This is a genomic window from Pseudomonas sp. Z1-29 (assembly GCF_051131995.1).
Lineage (GTDB): Bacteria > Pseudomonadota > Gammaproteobacteria > Pseudomonadales > Pseudomonadaceae > Aquipseudomonas.
Window position 1 is genome coordinate 963115 of the sequence record NZ_CP071645.1, and the last position, 18156, is coordinate 981270.

The 18156-nt window shown below is 61.2% G+C and carries 13 protein-coding genes and 4 tRNA genes; 12 read left to right on the plus strand and 5 right to left on the minus strand.

What is annotated here, in order from left to right; all coding sequences use genetic code 11:
* Positions 1 to 8: 8 nt before the first annotated feature.
* The 4 genes from J3P84_RS04505 to thiO are packed head-to-tail and all read left to right on the plus strand — an operon-like array spanning position 9 to position 5143.
* Positions 9 to 485 carry a pilus assembly PilX family protein gene (locus J3P84_RS04505; protein WP_434628166.1) on the plus strand — a complete coding sequence of 159 codons (477 nt, stop codon included), beginning with the start codon at positions 9 to 11 and terminating at the stop codon, positions 483 to 485.
* Positions 472 to 3579 (plus strand): pilus assembly protein, encoded by a 3108-nt coding sequence (locus tag J3P84_RS04510; RefSeq protein ID WP_434628169.1) that lies wholly within the window; start codon positions 472 to 474, stop codon positions 3577 to 3579. The genes J3P84_RS04505 and J3P84_RS04510 overlap by 14 nt, the downstream gene beginning before the upstream one ends.
* Positions 3580 to 3587: 8 nt before the next feature.
* The gene (locus J3P84_RS04515; RefSeq protein ID WP_434628172.1) at positions 3588 to 3989 is read left to right on the plus strand and encodes a type IV pilin protein; all 402 of its coding nucleotides are present in this window, start codon (positions 3588 to 3590) and stop codon (positions 3987 to 3989) included.
* A 53-nt stretch (positions 3990 to 4042) separates the two neighbouring features.
* Complete coding sequence (thiO, locus tag J3P84_RS04520; RefSeq protein ID WP_434628174.1) at positions 4043 to 5143, plus strand: glycine oxidase ThiO; 1101 nt, start codon at positions 4043 to 4045, stop codon at positions 5141 to 5143.
* Positions 5144 to 5337: 194 nt separating this feature from the next.
* On the opposite strand, the gene J3P84_RS04525 is transcribed toward thiO, so the two are convergent.
* From J3P84_RS04525 to J3P84_RS04540, 4 genes are all read right to left on the minus strand, one after another.
* Positions 5338 to 6684, minus strand: coding sequence for a sigma-54-dependent transcriptional regulator (locus J3P84_RS04525; protein ID WP_434628177.1), 1347 nt, complete (start codon positions 6682 to 6684; stop codon positions 5338 to 5340).
* Entirely contained in the window at positions 6681 to 8270 is a 1590-nt protein-coding gene (locus tag J3P84_RS04530) for a two-component system sensor histidine kinase NtrB (protein ID WP_434628180.1), read from the minus strand. Before J3P84_RS04530 ends, J3P84_RS04525 begins: the two co-directional genes overlap by 4 nt.
* Complete coding sequence (locus tag J3P84_RS04535) at positions 8260 to 8493, minus strand: PP0621 family protein (RefSeq protein ID WP_434601868.1); 234 nt, start codon at positions 8491 to 8493, stop codon at positions 8260 to 8262. The genes J3P84_RS04530 and J3P84_RS04535 overlap by 11 nt, the downstream gene beginning before the upstream one ends.
* A gap of 124 nt (positions 8494 to 8617) precedes the next feature.
* Complete coding sequence (locus J3P84_RS04540) at positions 8618 to 9634, minus strand: outer membrane protein assembly factor BamD (RefSeq protein ID WP_305498735.1); 1017 nt, start codon at positions 9632 to 9634, stop codon at positions 8618 to 8620.
* A gap of 150 nt (positions 9635 to 9784) precedes the next feature.
* Here J3P84_RS04540 and rluD point away from each other — a divergent pair, with 150 nt between their 5' ends.
* The 8 genes from rluD to J3P84_RS04580 all read left to right on the plus strand — a co-directional run bounded on the left by rluD (position 9785) and on the right by J3P84_RS04580 (position 16673).
* Positions 9785 to 10747, plus strand: coding sequence for a 23S rRNA pseudouridine(1911/1915/1917) synthase RluD (rluD, locus tag J3P84_RS04545; protein WP_434571746.1), 963 nt, complete (start codon positions 9785 to 9787; stop codon positions 10745 to 10747).
* Positions 10744 to 11469: a peptidoglycan editing factor PgeF gene (pgeF, locus tag J3P84_RS04550; RefSeq protein ID WP_434628184.1), complete on the plus strand. Its 726-nt coding sequence runs from the start codon at positions 10744 to 10746 to the stop codon at positions 11467 to 11469. Before rluD ends, pgeF begins: the two co-directional genes overlap by 4 nt.
* Positions 11470 to 11600: 131 nt before the next feature.
* Positions 11601 to 14165 carry an ATP-dependent chaperone ClpB gene (clpB, locus tag J3P84_RS04555; protein WP_181290028.1) on the plus strand — a complete coding sequence of 855 codons (2565 nt, stop codon included), beginning with the start codon at positions 11601 to 11603 and terminating at the stop codon, positions 14163 to 14165.
* Between the two features lie 315 nt (positions 14166 to 14480).
* Positions 14481 to 14556, plus strand: a tRNA-Asn gene (locus tag J3P84_RS04560).
* 7 nt (positions 14557 to 14563) lie between these two features.
* Positions 14564 to 14640 (plus strand) — tRNA-Pro (locus tag J3P84_RS04565).
* Between the two features lie 5 nt (positions 14641 to 14645).
* Positions 14646 to 14721: transfer RNA gene (locus tag J3P84_RS04570), tRNA-Lys, on the plus strand.
* Positions 14722 to 14815: 94 nt separating this feature from the next.
* Positions 14816 to 14892 (plus strand) — tRNA-Pro (locus J3P84_RS04575).
* A gap of 155 nt (positions 14893 to 15047) precedes the next feature.
* Positions 15048 to 16673, plus strand: coding sequence for a methyl-accepting chemotaxis protein (locus tag J3P84_RS04580; RefSeq protein ID WP_434628188.1), 1626 nt, complete (start codon positions 15048 to 15050; stop codon positions 16671 to 16673).
* Positions 16674 to 16811: 138 nt separating this feature from the next.
* Here the strand turns inward: J3P84_RS04580 and J3P84_RS04585 are convergent, their stop codons facing one another.
* Positions 16812 to 18110, minus strand: a complete 1299-nt coding sequence (locus tag J3P84_RS04585; protein ID WP_434571751.1) for an NAD(P)/FAD-dependent oxidoreductase — start codon at positions 18108 to 18110, stop codon at positions 16812 to 16814.
* Between the last annotated feature and the right edge of the window lie 46 nt (positions 18111 to 18156).

The window sequence follows — 18156 nt, forward strand, 5'->3', positions numbered from 1 at the left end:
GGCGACTGATGAGGTCGACAGGTTTCGGGTATCGCCAGCGCGGCATGGCCTTGCTGGTCAGCCTGGTCTTTTTGCTGCTGCTGACACTGATTGGTTTGTCGTCGATGCAGAGCGCCACGCTTCAGGAAAAGATGACCAGCAGCGTCATGCAGCGCAACCAGTCGTTCCAGATGGCCGAGGCGGCGCTGAGGGTCGGGGAAAGCGCGGTGCAGGCAGAAAGTTATTCGCTGCCGGTTTGTACCGCGGCCCAGTGCGCGCCACCGCCTGAGTCGGCAACAGTGACGGCGGCGGGGCGCTATTCCTCGTCGGGGGTGCTCTGGGTGGCCGCCGCCGGTGGGTTTTACGGCGTGCAGAATATCGGCACAACCCTTACGGCAGTCAACGTGCCGCTCAATACCTCGGCGACGCTGTACCGGATCACGGCGGTGGCGGTGGTGGGCAACAACCAGCGCAGCGTGGTGGAGAGCATCTATGCGAAATATTAGAGTGCTTCGGGGCTGGCGCCAGGCGTTGTGGGGGATGTTGCTCAGCCTTTACCTGACGGCCCCGGTCTATGGCTTCACACCGTCGGAATCACCGCTGTTGAGTGCGGCGGCGGTGACGCCCAACGTGATGCTGCTGATCGATGATTCGGGGAGCATGAACAACATTATCTGGGCGGCGGGGTTTGATCCGGCGGCAACGCAACCACCGATTTCTATATGCACTGACGACAGAAGTTGTAGCAGCAGCAATAGGGCGCTGCTTGCGGCAAACGACGGGAACGTCTTGCTTGCGAGTCTGTTCCGCGGCGATTGTTTAAATGGCTGGTATGGCTTCTACCGAACTGGCTTTGGTCAGGTTTGCCTGCGGTTACCCGATCCGGTTGGCGGCGAGAATACTCGCTACACAGCTAAGTACTTATCTTATCTAGTCACCCTTGCCAACGGTTCAAGCCGGGACTTCACCAACGGCTCAATCCCGAGAGACTATCGAATAAACGTAGCAAGGAATGTTTCGACTGATCTGGTCGGCAACAATCGCTCCCTGCGCATCGGCCTTGCCACTTTCAATTCGCCCAACAGCTTCAACTCCGGCCCTGGCGGCTATATTGCTCGTGCGATCAGCGATCTGTCGCCGGTAAGTGGCAGTGTCACCCAGACGCAGGCGAATACTAACTACAGCGCCTTGATCAGCGCCATAAACGCGCTAGGCGCCGTCGCCAATACGCCGCTGGCTGAGAGTTACTACGAAGTCACTCGTTATTTCAGAGGTATGGCGCCTTATTACAACAACACCCCAAGTACCTATACCAGCCCGATTCAGTACCGATGCCAGAAAAATTTTGGCGTGGTGATCACTGATGGTTTGCCCACTTTTGACCGAACGTTTCCTACCGATGATCCGTCCGGGGGGAGCCGCTTGCCAAACTGGGATGGCATCAGCGCCAACGATGGCGCCGATCCCAAGGGGGACGGAGAGGGCGACACGCTGTACCTGGACGACATTGCCAAATTCGCCTTCGACATCGACATGCGTTCCACCGGCACCGACGTCACCGGGAAAAGCTGGGATGGAGCCGAATTCCGCCGACAGTACCTCAATACCTACACCGTCGGTTTTGCTGTCACCAACCAGATGCTTTCCGACGCTGCTCGTTACGGTGCGGGCAAATATTATCCGGCCACCGACAGTGAAGGCCTGAACTCGGCCCTGTCGTCGGCCCTGAGCGACATCACCTCCAAGGCCGGTTCGGGAGGCGGCGGCACCAGCAATGGCGCGACGCTCTCCAGCACTTCCAGTTTTTACCAGACCACCTACGACCCCAGGGACTGGCGCGGCACCATCAAGGCATTCGGCTTCAATTCCGCTGGAACGGTGAACACCGCAGCAGCGCAGTGGACCACTGACACCGCTATCGTTCCCGGTGCCACACCGCCGCTCTACCAGTCCTGGAACACCGCGACCAACGTGCCGGTGACCCTGGCCTACGGCAACTTTTCGCCGGCCCAGCAAACCAGCCTGAGCCAGGGCCTGCCCACGGGGATCACCGGCAGCGATCTGGTGGAATGGAGCAAGGGCGTCAACAGGACCGGGCTCAAGGTGCGCAGCGTCCTGCTGGGGGACATCATCAATTCGCCGCTGGTCCTGGCCTCGCCCAATGACCAGACCGCCTCGGACCTGCTGAACGACACCAGTTACAGCAATTACCTGACGACCAAGGCGGCAAACATGAGCAGCAGCCTGGTGGTGAATGGCAATGAAGGTTTCTTCAGTGTCATCAACAGCGCCAACGGAGCCCGCCGTTACGCATATATGCCGTCGACCGTGCTGCCTTCATTGCAACTCATCGCTGATCCCGGCTACATCAATGGCGTGAGTCATAAATTCCTGGTGGACGGGCAGGTTGCTGTATTCGATGCGCAACTGGGCAGCGTCTGGAAAACGCTGGCCCTGGGGGGCACTGGCGCGGGGGGCCGGGCGTTTTACGCGGTGCAGCTGTTCGATGCAGCGGCAGGCAATGCGATCCGGGCCTTGTGGGAGATCAGCGCGCCGACCATCGCCAACGCAGCCAATGCCTTCAATGACCTGGGCTACGCCTATGCGCGCCCTGAAGTCGCGCGCCTTGCGGACGGTCGTTGGGCGGCGTTCATCGCCAATGGTTATGGCAGTAATACCGGCGTGGCGGCGCTGTACGTGGTGGACGTTCGCGACGGCTCGCTGATTCGCAAGATTGTCGTCAACAGCCCCGACACCAATAACGGCCTTTCGTCGGTCAAGCTGCGGGTCAACGCCCAGAATGTTGTGCAGGCGGCCTATGGCGGGGACCTGAAAGGACGGATGTGGAAGTTCGACCTCAGCGCGACTTCGCCGAACACCTGGGGCCTGGCGTTTGCCGGCCAGCCGTTGTTCACCGCTCCAGGTGGGGCGACACAGCCGATCACCGCGCAACCGTTGCTGGCGGAGAACCCCCAGGGCGGCATCCAGGTATTTTTCGGCACGGGCAAGTTCAACGAGTCGGCGGACAAGCTCAACAAGGACCTGCAAGGTTTCTATTCGATCTGGGACGCTAGCGGCGGCGCCGGGCAGATTACCGTGGCAAGCCTGCAGGCCCAGTCGATCACCAGCATTTTTTCCGGTACTACCGGGCAATTCGTGACCACCAGCCAGAATAACGTGGCCTATCCCACGCAAAAAGGCTGGTATCTGCCGCTGATATACAACAACGCGTTGACCGGCGAACGGGTAATCAACCCGGCCAGCCTGGTACTTGGGCGTGTTGTCTTCACCACCGCCGCCGTTGATACCACTGACCCATGCGCGAGCTTCGGTACCGGCAAGCTGATCGAAGTGGATGCGTTCAACGGTAAGATGCTCAACTACGCGGTGCTCGATACCAACAACGATGGTTCGATCAATACCCTCGACACGATTTCCGCTGGCGTGGTGTTCACGGGGGGGATCCCGACCTTGAGTGCCGTCGTCAGCGCCAATGGAGCAACCAATATGGTCGTGAATGACTCCGGTGGTGGAATCACCGACCTGCTGACCAAGTCCGTCGGTGGCAGCCGTCGTATCATGTGGCGGCAAATACAGTGAGGTAAGGCATGCGCAAATCCAACCGGGGTTTCACCTTGATCGAAATCATGATCGTCATCGCGATCATCGGTATCGTGATCACCATCGGCTATCCGAGCCTGACCGAATACATGAAGAAGGGGCGCCGGGCCGAAATCGCCGGACTGCTGTCGGAACAGGCGCAGATTCTCGAACGTCACTATTCGAAGACCAACGTCTATACCAACGCGACTGGCCTGAGCGGTGGCAACGATTTCTACACTATTAACCTGACGCCGACGGAGCAGAGCTTTACCCTGACCGCACTACGCAGAAGTGGCTCGTCCATGGCGACGGACAAGTGCGGTGATTTTACGATCGACAACACGGGCAAGCGGGGCAATATCAACTCCGCTGCCGGCGTGACCACCAAGGATTGCTGGGGTCGTTGAGTTTTTATCCGGGTGCGGACGAGCGCCCTCTGTCTTGTGAGTCGAAACAGAACATGACCAGGCAACAGCAAGTGGTGATAGTCGGCGGCGGAGTCATCGGCCTGTTGACGGCATTCAATCTCGCCTCCGAAGGCCAGCGGGTGGTGCTGCTGGACCGCTCCGGGCTTGGCCAGGAATCTTCCTGGGCCGGCGGCGGTATTGTTTCGCCGCTGTACCCGTGGCGCTATAGCCCGGCGGTCACCGCGCTGGCCCACTGGTCGCAGGATTTTTATCCACAGCTGGGTGATTCCTTGTTCGCAACGACCGGGATCGATCCGCAAGTGCATGTCACCGGCCTGTATTGGCTGGACCTCGACGACCAGGCTGAAGCACTGGCCTGGGCCGAGCGGGAAGGGCGTCCGCTGCGAACTGTGGATATCTCCGCGGTCCACGATGCGGTTCCGGTAGTGGGCTCGGGTTTCTCCCGGGCGATCTACATGGCCGATGTGGCGAATGTGCGTAACCCGCGGCTGGTGAAGTCCCTCAAGGCTGCGTTGCAGGCGATGCCGGGTGTCACGCTTCATGAGCATTGCGAAGTCAGCGGGTTCATTCGCGACGGTGAGCGTGTCATTGGCGTGAAGAGCTCAGCGGGTGAGATACGCGGTGATCAAATCGTACTCGCCGCGGGTGCCTGGAGCGGCGAGTTGCTGGGAACGCTGGGACTGGAGTTGCCGGTCGAGCCGGTGAAGGGCCAGATGATTTTGTACAAGTGCGCGTCCGATTTTCTCTCGAGCATAGTCCTGGCCAAGGGCCGTTATGCGATTCCGCGTCGTGACGGGCACATTTTGATCGGCAGTACGCTGGAGCATGAAGGCTTCGACAAGACGCCGACCGATGCGGCGCTGGAAAGCCTCAAGGCTTCGGCTCTGGAGTTGATCCCGGCGTTGGCCGACGCCGAGTTGGTGGGGCATTGGGCCGGGTTACGGCCAGGATCGCCGGAGGGTATTCCCTACATTGGCGAAGTGCCGGGGTTTGCGGGGTTGTGGTTGAACTGCGGCCATTACCGCAACGGCCTGGTGCTGGCGCCGGCTTCGTGCCGGTTGTTCGTCGACGTGATGCTGGGGCGTGAGCCGGTGATTGATCCTGCGCCGTATGCCCCGGCGGGGCGGCTGTAGGTTCGGCTTTCCCTGTGGGAGCGCAGCTGCGGCAGCAACCAAAAATCCCGTGGCGAGGGAGCTTGCTCCCGCTGGGCTGCGCAGCAGACCCAAAATCATTCAGCAAGGTGCATCTGGGAAACAGCAGGATGTTTTTACGACTGCTGCGCAGCCGAGCGGGAGCAAGCTCCCTCGCCACGGGATGAGCGCTGCCTTCAATCCAACCCCAACTTCTTCAACCGATACCGCATCGACCGAAACGACAACTTCAATCTCTGCGCCGCTGCGGTGCGGTTCCAGCGGGTTTCTTCCAAGGCCTGCAGGATGACCTTGCGTTCGACGTCCTCCAGATAATCTTCCAGATTGTCGACCTGCATCAGATCCGGATTGCCCGCCTCGCCAGCCCCGCTGTGTTCGGCGAGACGCAAGTCATCGGCCTCGATCTGCTGGTGTTCGCACAGGGTGTAGGCCCGTTCGAGCATGTTCTCCAGTTCTCGCACGTTGCCCGGGAAGCGGTAGTTCTGCAGCGCTTTGAGGGCTTGCGGATGGAGCGTCGCCACTGGGCTGCCGGCGTTGGTGGCCAGGCGCTGGAGCATGTGGTTGGCCAGCAGCTCGATGTCTTCCCGGCGTTCACGCAAGGGCGGGACGCGCAGTTCGATCACATTCAGCCGGTAATACAAGTCCTGGCGAAAGCGACCGGCGGCGACTTCTGCGCCGAGGTCCTTGTGGGTGGCGCAGAGGATTCGTACATCCACCACTTCTTCCTGTTGCCCGCCCACCGCGCGCACGGCTTTTTCCTGGATGGCACGCAACAGCTTGACCTGCATCGCCAGCGGCAGGTCGGCGACTTCATCGAGGAACAGGGTCCCGCCGTGAGCCGCCTGGAACAGGCCGGGCTTGTCTTCGATGGCGCCGGTGAAGCTGCCTTTTCGATGGCCGAAAAACTCGCTTTCCATCAACTCCGTTGGAATGGCCCCACAATTGACGGGCACAAACCCCTGGCTGTAGCGAGGGCCTTGTTCATGAATCAGGCGCGCCACCAGTTCCTTGCCGCAGCCTGATTCACCGCTGATGTAGACCGGCGCCTGGCTGCGGGCGAGTTTTTCAATCTGTCGCCGCACGCTGCGCATGGGTGGCGAGTCGCCCAACAGGCAGCGCTCGACGGTCGTACTCGGCGCAGCACCCGGCGACAGGCGCAAGGCGCTGCCAATCAGCTCCCGCAGCCGCCCCAGGTCGACCGGTTTGGTCAGGAAGTCGAAGGCGCCGGCCTTGAGCGCGTCGATAGCGACTTCCAGGCTGCCATAGGCGGTGATCATCGCCACCGGCAGTTGAGGAACGCGTTGCTGGATGTGTTGCACCAGTTCCAGGCCGGTACCATCGGGCAGGCGCATGTCGGTCAGGCACAGGTCGAAGGTTTCACCTGCCAGCAGGGCTTGGGCCTCGGCGAGGTTCTTGGCGCTGCGGGTGTCGAGTTTCATCCTTCCCAGGGTGATTTCCAGGAGTTCGCGGATGTCCGGTTCGTCATCGACGATCAGGATTCGTTGCCGTGAGCGTGTATTCAAATCTGTTTCCGTCCGTGAGCAAAGGTGATGCGAAAGCAACCGCCGCCTTGGCGTGATTTGAAGTCTAGGCGGGCCTGGTTGCTTTCGCACAGCTCACGGGACAGATAGAGCCCGAGGCCGGTGCCCTGGCTGCTGGTGGTGAAGAAGGGTTCGAACAAGTGCGCCTGCTGCTCCGGCGTTACGCCAGGGCCGTTGTCGATGATGTCCAGCGTGGCCAGTTGACTGTGCGGGTCGACGAACAGCTTCAACCAGGCCTCGGCCTGTTCATGGGCCATTGCGCTATGACGCCAGGCGTTGCGCAGCAGATTGTCGAGCACCTGGGCCAGTTGGTCGGGGTCCATGAGTGTGATGTAGTCGCCCGGGTCGATGCTCAGGTGCAATCGCTGGGGTTCGGCCGCGTTTTCCCGGGTCTGCCGGACGAATTGCTCCAGCCATGTGCGTAAATCCAGGCGTTGCGGCGCGGTTTGCTGGCGGCGGGACAGCTGCAGGACGTTTTCGATGACGCGATTCATTCGTAGGGAGTGGTCTTGAATAATCTGCGTCAGACGTCGGTCGGCGTTGTTCAGTTCCTCGGATTCACCGAGCAATTGCGCGGCGTGGCTGATGGCGCCCAGAGGGTTGCGGATTTCATGGGAAATACCCGCGGTGAGGCGCCCGAGGGAGGCGAGTTTCAGTTGCTGGGCATGTTGGGCCACTTGGGCCAGGTCTTCGAGAAATACTAGGATCTGCTGCTGATCCTGAGGGCCGAGGGCGATGAAGCTGGGTTGCAGCGTCAGGCCGGTGCCGCTGATGGTCAGGCTTTGCGCGCGCAGGCTGGGGTTGTTCCGCCACGATTGCAGCCGTTCGACCAGGGCGCTGGAATAATCGTCTATATGCTGGCCGACCATGTCGTGCATGCCCAGCAGGTTCAAGGCGCTTTCGTTGGCCAGTCGCACCCGGTGCTGGTGATCAAGCACCAGGATGCCGGTGCGCATGCGTTGCAGGATCAAGGCGTTGAGCGCTTCGAGGCTGAGCACTTCGCTGGCCCGTTGCTCGGCCAGGGTTTCGCTGGCTTCCAGGCGTCGGGTCAGGCCTTGCACCAGCAAAGCGGCGGCGAAACACAAGGCGCCCAGGGTGCCTGCCTGTAGATAGCTGCTGGGGCGGCTCGCGTCGCTGAGGCCGAGGACAAATGTCGAGCCGACGATGCCAAGGGTGGCGACGGCAGCGATCAGCAGGCCGATGCGCCCCTTCAGCAAGGTGTTGCCGATGGCTACCGAGACAATGATCAGGTTGCCGATGGCGCTGGGGGCGCCACCCGCGACGAAGAACAGCCACGACAGCAGCAATACGTCGGTGAGCGCCAGCCCGAACAGCCGGGCTGGGCGACGCGTATTTTCAAGGAACACCACCAGCAGGATGTTCAGCACCAGATACAACCAGCTGCCGCTGCGCAGCAGGTCGTCGTTGGCGAACTCCAGCAGCCGGTTGTCCATGTTGCTGGTGATCAGCAGCACCAGGGTGATGCCGATGCTCAGGCGGTACAGGTGATAGAGGCGCAGCAGACGCTGCGCCTGTTTGACGCGGGGACGCGAGGCCTCAGCGATCACGAGTACCCGGGCCTTGCTCGAGGTGAGCCTGGCTGCAATACCATTGTTGGTCGAGGGCCAGCGCCCGGTCGCGCGGCAGGTGCACCCCGCACTGGGCGCAACGCACCATCGGGCGCGCGTCATGGTCACGCGAGGTGTTCGATGTGGCGGAGGTTGCCTTGAACTTGCGCCACAACCATATCGCGGCGGCAATCAGGGCGATCCAGAACAGTAAACGAAGCATGATGGGCGGCTTTTTGGCTAGAGATCAGGCAGTTTAGCCAAGGACAGGAACGGCGCACAGCGCAATAAAATGCAGGCATGAAAAAGGGAGACCCAGGGTCTCCCTTTTTATGGTGCCTTGGCTTTCAGTCGAACATGCCGAAGGTCATGTAGCTGAACCAGGAGCGATCGCTGGATTCGCTTTCCGGCTCTTCTTCTTCGATCACGTCGCCATTTTCGTCCTTGGGCTTGAGCTCGTTCGGAATGGCTTCCTTGGCGTCCTGGAACTGGCGCTGGACGTCCTGGTTGGCGCGGGTTTCGCCCGGCGGCAGCGGCGGACGGGATTCGATCAGGCCGAGGGTCGCCTTGCTCAGCCACGAACGGTTGTCGGCTTCATCGACCCGCGGGGTGAACTGGCCATCGACCAGCGATGGGTGATCGGGGTAGTTCAGCTTCAGCGTTTCCAGGCTGGTGGCCGCGAGGTCATCCAGGTGCAGGCGCTGGTAGGCTTCGGTCATGACAGCCAGGCCGTCGCCAACCGATGGGGTTTCCTGGAAGTTTTCCACCACGTAGCGGCCACGGTTGGCGGCGGCGACGTAGGCCTGGCGGGTCAGGTAGTAGTCAGCCACGTGGATTTCGTAGGACGCCAGCAGGTTGCGCAGGTAGATCATGCGCTGCTTGGCATCAGGCGAATAGCGGCTGTTGGGGAAGCGGCTGGTCAGCTGGGCGAACTCGTTGTAGGAGTCGCGCGCGGCGCCCGGGTCACGCTTGGTCATGTCCAGCGGCAGGAAGCGCGCCAGCAGGCCGACGTCCTGGTCGAAGGAGGTCAGGCCCTTGAGGTAGTAAGCGTAATCGACGTTCGGGTGCTGCGGGTGCAGACGAATGAAACGCTCGGCGGCGGACTTGGCAGCTTCCGGCTCGGCGTTCTTGTAGTTGGCGTAGATCAGTTCCAGCTGCGCCTGGTCGGCGTAGCGACCGAACGGATACCGCGACTCCAACGCCTTGAGCTTGGCGGTGGCGCTGGTATAGCTGTTGTTATCCAGGTCGTTCTGCGCCTGTTGGTACAGTTCGACTTCGCTCAGGTTTTCGTCTACGACTTCCTTCGACGAGCAAGCAGCAGTCAATGCGAGGATGGCGATCAGCAGCAGGTGTTTCACTTGCATGGCGGCTTGCGTCCCTATGACGGCCGCTGTCTTGGGCGGGGCCGTCCTGTTATGATGAGCGCCCCGTTGAAAGCCTCGGGGCAAAAGACGCCGTATTTAACCACAAGCGCGCAGCCGAAACCAAAGGCTGTGCCGACGCCCAGTCCGAGCATGTCCGATAAAATAGAACTTCGCGCAGAGGTGCCGTCCGAATTGGGCGGCCAACGCCTCGATCAAGTCGCCGCCCAACTCTTCGCCGAGCACTCGCGCTCGCGCCTTTCCGCCTGGATCAAGGACGGTCGCCTGACAGTGGACGGGGCGGTGATCCGTCCGCGCGACATCGTCCATGGCGGCGCCATCCTCGAACTGACCGCCGAGCAGGAGGCCCAGGGAGAATGGGTCGCCCAGGATATTGCCCTGGACATCGTCTACGAAGACGACGACATCCTGGTGATCAACAAGCCCGCGGGCCTGGTGGTCCACCCGGCGGCCGGTCACGCCGATGGCACCCTGCTCAACGCCTTGCTGCACCATGTGCCGGACATCATCAATGTGCCCCGCGCCGGGATCGTGCACCGCCTGGACAAGGACACCACCGGCCTGATGGTGGTCGCCAAGACCATCCAGGCGCAGACACAGCTGGTCACACAGCTGCAAAGCCGCAGCGTCAGCCGCATCTATGAATGCATCGTGATCGGCGTGGTCACCGCCGGTGGCAAGATCAACGCACCGATCGGCCGTCACGGCCAGCAGCGCCAGCGCATGGCGGTGATGGAGGGTGGCAAGCAGGCGGTCAGCCATTACCGCGTGCTGGAGCGTTTTCGTTCGCACACGCATGTGCGGGTCAAGCTGGAAACCGGCCGGACCCACCAGATTCGCGTGCATATGTCCCATATCAACTTCCCGCTGGTGGGCGACCCGGCCTATGGCGGTCGTTTCCGCATTCCGCCGGCCGCGAGCCAGACCATGGTCGAGTCGTTGAAAAACTTCCCGCGCCAGGCGCTGCACGCGCGCTTCCTGGAGCTGGACCACCCGACGACCGGTAAGCGCATGAGCTGGGAATCGCCGTTGCCGGATGACTTCGTCTGGCTGCTGACGCTGCTCAAGCAGGATCGCGAGGCGTTCATCGGATGAGTGACTGGCTGATACCCGACTGGCCCGCGCCGGCCCGGGTCAAGGCCTGTGTCACCACCCGCGAGGGCGGCGTCAGCCAGGCGCCGTTCGACAGCCTCAACCTCGGCGACCATGTGGGCGATGAGCCTGCGGCCGTCGCCGAAAACCGTCGTCGCCTCACCGATCGTTTCGCCATGCGTCCGGCCTGGTTGCAGCAGGTCCACGGTATCGAGGTGGTCGAAGCTGACCCGGTCGAGGTGGCTGTCGCCGATGCCTGCTGGACCGCCACGCCGGGTATCGCCTGCGCGGCAATGACGGCCGATTGCCTGCCTGTATTGTTCTGTAACCACGCCGGCACCCATGTCGCGGCAGCCCATGCCGGTTGGCGCGGGCTGGCCAACGGAGTCCTGGAAGCCACCCTTGATCGTCTGCAAGTACCGGCCGAAGAAATCCTCGCCTGGCTCGGCCCGGCCATCGGCCCGCAAGCGTTCGAAGTGGGGCCTGAGGTGCGTGAGGTTTTTGTTGCGCAACTGCCCGAGTCGCAACAAGCCTTCATGCCCAGCCACAATGCCGGGAAGTACCTGGCGGATATCTATGCGCTGGCGCGCCTGCGTCTCGCGGCTCGCGGCGTCACCGCCGTGTACGGTGGCGGCCTGTGCACCGTGACCGATCCGCGCTTCTTTTCCTACCGTCGCAACGCCCGCACCGGTCGCTTCGCTTCCCTGATCTGGCTTGAACGCTAGACTCTGCTGATCTGCATCAACAGCGCACTGCTTGAATCTTCCAGAATCGGCCACATCTATAGCGGTATCTGGCAGGTTTCTTCATTCAGGATGTTTTTTCAGGTCCGGCCTGCTCATTAGGAAGGTGACCCATGCGTATTGATCGTTTAACCAGCAAACTGCAATTGGCCTTGTCCGATGCCCAATCCCTGGCCGTCGGCCTGGACCATCCCGGCATCGAACCGGCGCACTTGATGCAGGCCATGCTCGAACAGCAAGGCGGTTCCATCAAGCCACTGCTGATGCAGGTGGGCTTTGACGTCAACAGCCTGCGCAAAGAGTTGGCCAAAGAACTCGACCAACTGCCCAAGATCCAGAATCCGACCGGTGACGTGAACATGTCCCAGGATCTGGCGCGGCTGCTCAACCAGGCCGATCGCCTGGCCCAACAGAAGGGCGACCAGTTCATTTCCAGCGAACTGGTGCTGCTCGCCGCGATGGACGAGAACAGCAAGCTGGGCAAGTTGCTGCTCGGCCAGGGCGTGAGCAAGAAAGCCCTGGAAAATGCCATCAACAACCTGCGTGGTGGCGATGCGGTCAACGACCCCAACCACGAGGAAGCGCGCCAGGCGCTGGACAAGTACACCGTCGACCTGACCAAGCGCGCAGAGGAAGGCAAGCTTGACCCGGTGATCGGCCGTGACGATGAAATTCGCCGCACTATCCAGGTCCTGCAGCGCCGTACCAAGAACAACCCGGTGCTGATCGGTGAACCTGGCGTGGGCAAGACCGCCATCGCCGAGGGCCTGGCCCAGCGCATCATCAATGGCGAAGTGCCTGACGGCCTGCGGGGCAAGCGCTTGCTGTCCCTCGACATGGGGGCGCTGATCGCTGGCGCCAAGTACCGCGGCGAATTCGAGGAACGGCTCAAGGCCTTGCTCAATGAACTGTCGAAGCAGGAAGGGCAGATCATTCTGTTCATCGACGAATTGCACACCATGGTCGGGGCCGGCAAGGGCGAGGGCTCGATGGACGCCGGCAACATGCTCAAGCCTGCGCTGGCCCGTGGTGAGTTGCATTGCGTTGGCGCGACCACGCTCAACGAATACCGCCAGTACATCGAGAAGGACGCGGCCCTGGAACGGCGCTTCCAGAAGGTGCTGGTGGAGGAGCCGAGCGAAGAAGACACCATCGCGATCTTGCGCGGCCTGAAGGAGCGCTACGAGGTTCACCACAAGGTGGCGATCACCGACGGCGCGATCATCGCGGCAGCGAAGCTCAGCCACCGCTATATCACTGACCGGCAATTGCCGGACAAGGCCATCGACCTGATTGACGAGGCCGCCAGCCGCATCCGCATGGAAATCGATTCCAAGCCTGAGGTACTGGATCGTCTGGAGCGGCGCTTGATTCAGCTCAAGGTCGAGTCCCAGGCCCTGAAAAAAGAGAGCGACGAGGCCGCGAAGAAACGCCTGGAAAGGTTGCAGGAAGAAATCGTCCGGCACGAGCGCGAGTATTCCGATCTCGAAGAAATCTGGAATTCGGAGAAAGCCGAAGTCCAGGGCTCGGCGCAGATCCAGCAGAAGATCGAGCAGTCTCGCCAGGAACTCGAAGCGGCCCGCCGCAAGGGCGATCTGAACCGCATGGCCGAACTGCAATACGGGGTGATCCCGGACCTTGAGCGCAGCTTGCAGATGGTCGACCAGCACGGCAAGAGCGAAAACCAGCTGCTACGTAGCAAGGTCACCGAAGAGGAAATCGCCGAGGTGGTTTCCAAGTGGACCGGCATTCCCGTGTCGAAAATGCTTGAAGGCGAGCGCGACAAGCTGCTGAAGATGGAAAGCCTGTTGCACCAGCGCGTGATCGGCCAGGAAGAAGCCGTGGTGGCGGTCTCCAACGCCGTGCGTCGGTCCCGTGCCGGGTTGTCGGACCCTAACCGTCCGAGCGGCTCGTTCATGTTCCTCGGCCCGACCGGCGTGGGCAAGACCGAGCTGTGCAAGGCGCTGGCCGAATTCCTCTTCGACACCGAAGAGGCCATGGTGCGCATCGACATGTCCGAGTTCATGGAGAAACACTCCGTGGCCCGCTTGATCGGTGCGCCGCCAGGCTATGTCGGCTACGAAGAGGGCGGTTACCTGACCGAGGCCGTGCGGCGTAAACCCTACTCGGTGATCCTGCTCGATGAGGTCGAGAAGGCCCACCCGGATGTGTTCAACATCCTCTTGCAGGTGCTTGAGGACGGTCGCCTGACTGACAGCCACGGCCGTACGGTGGATTTTCGCAACACGGTGATCGTGATGACCTCCAACTTGGGCTCGACGCAGATCCAGGAACTGGTCGGCGATCGCGAGGCGCAACGCGCTGCGGTGATGGACGCGATTTCCACGCACTTCCGTCCCGAGTTCATCAACCGGGTGGATGAAGTGGTGATCTTCGAGCCGCTGGCCCGTGATCAGATTGCCGGTATTACCGAGATCCAGCTGGGTCGCCTGCGCAGCCGTCTCACCGAGCGTGAGTTGAAGCTGCAACTGAGCGACGAGGCGTTGGACAAGCTGATCGCGGTGGGTTACGACCCGGTCTATGGCGCACGGCCGCTGAAACGGGCCATCCAGCGCTGGATCGAAAACCCGTTGGCGCAGTTGATTCTGTCCGGCCGCTTCATGCCCGGCGAAACCGTGACCGGCACCGTGGAAAACGACGAGATCGTCTTCAACTGAAAGCCGCAACAGCCGGTGATTGAAATGGCCTCGCCTGGCGAGGCCATTTTTTTCATCAGGCCGTTGAACTCAAAGGAAAAGGCTTGTAAAGTGCGCCCCGCAGTACGTCACCCCGAGGGCGACTTCTCACTGAGAAGGAATCCAAAATAAGTTGCAAATCATTGTCTTGAAAGCAATTTAAGGGGTTGACAGAGGTTTTGAAGATTGTAGAATAGCGCGCCTCAGACACACGAACGCAGCGATGCAAACGGGTCGAAGAGGTTGCAGCAAGCTTCAACGCTGTAGCGGTAAATAGCAGTAACTTGAAATATCAGTTCCGTGATAGCTCAGTCGGTAGAGCAAATGACTGTTAATCATTGGGTCCCAGGTTCGAGTCCTGGTCACGGAGCCATTTCAATCGGGGTATAGCGCAGTCCGGTAGCGCGCCTGCTTTGGGAGCAGGATGTCAGGAGTTCGAATCCCCTTACCCCGACCATATTTGGGTCGTTAGCTCAGTTGGTAGAGCAGTTGGCTTTTAACCAATTGGTCGTAGGTTCGAATCCCACACGACCCACCATTTTTGAAACCAGTTCGCTGGAATCGAATCTTAAGATCAGAGGCCAAAAGCGCTGATCGAGGAAGGCGACTTGCGAAGGTCGCCTTTTTTTTACCGGGGTATAGCGCAGTCCGGTAGCGCGCCTGCTTTGGGAGCAGGATGTCAGGAGTTCGAATCCCCTTACCCCGACCATATTAAAAATCCTCGTATCGAAAGATACGGGGATTTTTTTTGCCCGCCGGAAAGCCTCTTCCCTTCAAGTCATCATACAACTTGCCGATAACCCGCCGACAGGGGCATGAACGATCGCCCTCTCTTCAGGCCGATAACAAGAAAAGGCGCCCGTTATGTTTCTTCGTCAGTTGAATATCGCCCCTCGCGCCGCGCTGGGTTTCGCCTTGATCGCCGTGCTGGTGGCGCTGCTCGGCGTATTTGCGCTGGGGCAGATGTCGAGTATTCGCGACAGCGAGGTCGCGGTGGAAACCCAATGGCTGCCGAGCATCCGGGGCGGCGACGAGATCCGCGAATTGATGTTGCGCATCCGCACCATTTCCCTGCGCATGGCCCTGGATGAAGACCCGAAGAACATCCCGGTGTATCGCGGGCAGATGGATACCCGCGACAAGGAACTGAGCGAGAAAATCGCCAGTTACGACAAGCTTGTGGTGACACCGGAAGGCAAGGCGCTCTACGAGCAGTTCAAGCAGACCTTCACCGCCTACCGCGCGGGGATCGCCCAGTCATTCACCCTGGCGGAGCAGGGGCGGCGGGATGAATTGATCAAGTTGTTGCTGGTGGACATGAAAACCGTGGTGGATGGCTCGGGCAAGCAGCTCAACGACCTTGCGCAACTGTTTTCCAAACAGGTGTCCATCGAGAGCCAGAAATCCCAGGAGCACTACGTCAACTCGCGGATGATCGTCAGTCTGTTCGTGGTGCTGGCGGCTCTGGCCACGGTGGTCCTGGCAATGTTGCTGACCCGCAGTATCGTCAAGCCGCTGGGCGAGGCGCTGACTGCCGCGGAGAGTGTGGCCCGCGGTGACCTGACCCGGCCGATCGAGACCCATGGCAATGATGAAGTGAGTCGCCTGCTCAAGGCGTTGGCCACCATGCAGCAGAACCTTCGGCAAACCCTGCTGGGCATCAGCGGCTCGGCGACGCAACTGGCGACCGCTGCCGATGAATTGAACGCCGTCACGCTCGACAGTACTCAAAGCCTGCAACAGCAGAACAACGAAATCGAGCAGGCCGCCACTGCGGTCACCGAAATGACTACCGCCGTGGAAGAGGTCGCGCGCAACGCGGTGTCCACCTCCGATGCGACACGCCAATCCAGCGAGTCGGCGATGTTGGGCCAGGAACGGGTCAGCGATACCGTCAACGCGATCAGCGCCCTCGCCAGCGATGTGCAAATCACCGGCGGTCTGGTGCAATCCCTGGCCAGCCAGTCCCAGGACATCGGCAAGGTGCTGGATGTGATCCGGGCTATTGCCGAGCAGACCAACCTGTTGGCGCTCAACGCGGCCATCGAAGCGGCGCGGGCGGGAGAGAGCGGCCGTGGTTTTGCCGTCGTCGCCGACGAAGTCCGGGCATTGGCCTATCGCACGCAGCAATCGACCCAGGAAATCGAGCAGATGGTCCAAGGCATGCGCAGCGGTGCCACCCAGGCCCTGGATTCCATGCAGGCCAGCTCCAGCCGTGCGGCCAGTACCCTGGCAATGGCCGAGCGCGCGGGGGAGGCGCTGCAAACCATTACGGCGTCGGTGCATCAGATCCACGAGCGCAACCTGGTGATCGCCAGCGCCGCCGAAGAGCAGGCGCAGGTGGCCCGCGAGGTGGATCGCAACCTGGTCAATATTCGTGATTTGTCCGTGCGCTCGGCCACTGGGGCCGACCAGACCAGCGCGTCCAGCCATGAACTTTCGCAGTTGGCGAACTCGCTGCGCACGATGGTGCAGCGGTTTCAGGTTTGATCGGTCGCCGCTTGGATCGGGTTTGGCTGCACTGCCGTCTTCGCGAGCAGGCTCGCTCCCACAGGATTGACCATGATCAACTGTGGGAGCGAGCCTGCTCGCGATAGCGGTGGATCATTCAACCTCGGTTCCGCTGGCTCAATGCAACTTCAACCGAGGCTCGGTCCCACGCCCTATCTTGCTGCCCAGCATCAGCATCGCCGTGCGGAACATGCCGTAAAGCGCCATCTGATGCATGCGGTACAGCGACACGTAGAACATCCGCGCCAGCCAGCCCTCAAGCATCACGCTGCCGGTGAGGTTGCCCATCAGGTTGCCGACTGCCGAGAAGCGCGACAGTGAGATCAGCGAGCCGTAGTCGGTGTATTTGTAGTCAGGCAAGGCCTTGCCTTCGATCCGCAGCTTCAGCGATTTCGCCAACAGCGAGGCCTGCTGGTGCGCGGCCTGGGCGCGGGGCGGAACGTTGCGGTCGCTGTCCGGTTGCGGGCAGGCGGCGCAGTCGCCAAAGGCGAAGATATTCTCGTCGCGGGTGGTCTGGAGTGTAGGCAGCACCTGCAACTGATTGATCCGGTTGGTCTCCAGGCCGTCGATGTCCTTGAGGAACTCCGGCGCGCGAATCCCGGCGGCCCAGACTTTCAGGCTCGCGTCGATGACTTTGCCATCCGCAGTGATCAGGCTGTCGGCGGTCACTTGGCTGACGGCCGCGTTGGTCATGACCTTGACCCCGAGTTTTTCCAGGGTCCTGTGCACCGGCCCGCCGATCCGCTCCGGCAGCGCCGGCAAGACCCGCGGACCGGCCTCGATCAGAGTGATGTGCATGTTTTCCGGTTTGATCCGGTCGAGGCCATAAGCGTGCAACTCGTGGGCGGCGTTATGCAGCTCGGCTGCCAGTTCGACACCGGTGGCGCCCGCGCCGACAATCGCAACGCTGATGCGCTCGACCACGTCAGTCTGCCCGGCATGGGCGCGCAGATAATGGTGCAGCAACTGCTGATGGAAGCGCTCGGCCTGTTTGCGGGTGTCGAGGAACAGGCAGTGTTGCGCCGCGCCTTCGGTGCCAAAATCATTGGTGGTGCTGCCGACCGCGATCACCAGCGTGTCGTAGCCCAGCTCGCGGGCCGGCAACAACTCCAGGCCTGCTTCGTCGTAGGTGGCGGCCAACTGGATGCGCTTGCGCTCACGGTCCAGGCCGCTCATGCGCCCGAGCTGGAACTCGAAGTGGTTCCATTTCGCCTGGGCGACATAGTTGAGTTCGTCTTCGGAAGAATTCAGGGAGCCGGCGGCCACTTCGTGCAGCAAGGGTTTCCAGATGTGGGTCAGGTTCGCGTCGACCAGCATCACACTGGCCGTGCCACGCTTGCCCAGAGTCTTACCCAGACGGGTAGCCAACTCCAGACCGCCGGCGCCGCCGCCAACGATAACAATACGATGAGTCATAGGGATATCTCGCAAGGCTAAAGGAATTCGGTGCCGTTACCCGCGC

What these genes read in the sequence shown, in the direction of transcription:
- J3P84_RS04540 (WP_305498735.1), bottom strand. Translation starts at nt 9,634, where the DNA reads ATGCAAGTGAAACACCTGCTGCTGATCGCCATCCTCGCATTGACTGCT.
- J3P84_RS04515 (WP_434628172.1), top strand. Translation starts at nt 3,588, where the DNA reads ATGCGCAAATCCAACCGGGGTTTCACCTTGATCGAAATCATGATCGTC.
- thiO (WP_434628174.1), top strand. Translation starts at nt 4,043, where the DNA reads ATGACCAGGCAACAGCAAGTGGTGATAGTCGGCGGCGGAGTCATCGGC.
- J3P84_RS04580 (WP_434628188.1), top strand. Translation starts at nt 15,048, where the DNA reads ATGTTTCTTCGTCAGTTGAATATCGCCCCTCGCGCCGCGCTGGGTTTC.
- J3P84_RS04510 (WP_434628169.1), top strand. Translation starts at nt 472, where the DNA reads ATGCGAAATATTAGAGTGCTTCGGGGCTGGCGCCAGGCGTTGTGGGGG.
- rluD (WP_434571746.1), top strand. Translation starts at nt 9,785, where the DNA reads ATGTCCGATAAAATAGAACTTCGCGCAGAGGTGCCGTCCGAATTGGGC.
- J3P84_RS04535 (WP_434601868.1), bottom strand. Translation starts at nt 8,493, where the DNA reads ATGCTTCGTTTACTGTTCTGGATCGCCCTGATTGCCGCCGCGATATGG.
- clpB (WP_181290028.1), top strand. Translation starts at nt 11,601, where the DNA reads ATGCGTATTGATCGTTTAACCAGCAAACTGCAATTGGCCTTGTCCGAT.
- J3P84_RS04505 (WP_434628166.1), top strand. Translation starts at nt 9, where the DNA reads ATGAGGTCGACAGGTTTCGGGTATCGCCAGCGCGGCATGGCCTTGCTG.
- J3P84_RS04585 (WP_434571751.1), bottom strand. Translation starts at nt 18,110, where the DNA reads ATGACTCATCGTATTGTTATCGTTGGCGGCGGCGCCGGCGGTCTGGAG.
- pgeF (WP_434628184.1), top strand. Translation starts at nt 10,744, where the DNA reads ATGAGTGACTGGCTGATACCCGACTGGCCCGCGCCGGCCCGGGTCAAG.